The organism is Nostoc sp. CmiVER01 (assembly GCF_034531135.2).
GTDB lineage: Bacteria > Cyanobacteriota > Cyanobacteriia > Cyanobacteriales > Nostocaceae > Nostoc.
Genome location: NZ_JAVRBU020000051.1, coordinates 1 through 921, shown reverse-complemented (window position 1 = coordinate 921; position 921 = coordinate 1). Strand labels below are relative to the sequence as shown.

The following is a 921-nucleotide window of genomic DNA, read 5'->3' as shown; positions in this document are numbered from 1 at the left end:
AGAACAGGAAAATGTTCTCTTGTGCCTTGTGCATCATCCATTCGTGTTTCAGGGTGTGGAAAAAGCGTTCGACGACAGCGTTGTCCCAGCAGTTTCCGCGGCGACTCATGCTCTGCCGGATGGATCGCCGGGCAAGGAAGTCGACGAATCGTTGCGCGCTGTACTGGCAGCCCTGGTCGGAGTGGAACAGCAGTGGCTCCTGCGGTTGCCGGTGCGCCAGTGCCAGCTCCAGAGCCTGTTCGGCCAGGTAGGCATCGGCCATCGAGCCGGTCGCCCAGCCCACGATGCGCCGGGAAAACAGGTCCATCACGATGGCGATATACAACCATCGCCGCCCCACCCGAACCTGCGTGATGTCACCGGCCCAGGCCACATCCGGCGCGGCAGGATCAAACTCGCGATTGAGGTCGTTGTCGGCCACGATGGCTGGCTTGGTCGCTCGTCGATAATGGGCGTACGGGCGGCGGCGACGCTTCAGGCCCAGTTGTTTGATCAAGGTCCGGGCCCTGTAGCGACCAACGTCATGGCCCTGATTACGCAAGCTCGCCGAAAGCCGGCGCGACCCCAGACTGCATCGCCCCTGCTCGTGCAACGTCCGCGCAGCCTTGGCTAGCACCGGCTCGATCGTCCGCTCGCGGCGCTCGCGCCGCCCGGCGTAGTAGCTGCTGCGGGACACGCCCGCCACCGCGCAAGCTCGCCTTACCGGGATCGTGCCCCTCGCCGCATCTACCGCTTGCGTGACCAGCCAGGCGGCGGATTTTGGAGAAGGGCATCGAATTTTTTTAGGAATTCGACCTCGCCCTCCAACTGGGCAACGCGTTTGCGAAGCGCGGCCATTTCCTTGTCCTGCTCGGCCTTGCCAGGCGGATGGCTCCGACGCTCGCGCTCGGCAGCCACCCAGCGCCTAAGCGCAGTGGGACC

The 921-nt window shown here is 64.4% G+C and carries 2 protein-coding genes; both read right to left on the bottom strand.

Features of this window, described 5'->3' with window-relative positions; all coding sequences use genetic code 11:
• Positions 1-709: IS3 family transposase (locus tag RMZ43_RS35910; protein WP_428851013.1), on the bottom strand; the 709-nt coding region annotated here is incomplete at its 3' end.
• 17 nt (positions 710-726) lie between these two features.
• On the bottom strand, positions 727-921 hold a 195-nt coding region (locus RMZ43_RS35905), incomplete at its 5' end, for a hypothetical protein (protein ID WP_428851012.1).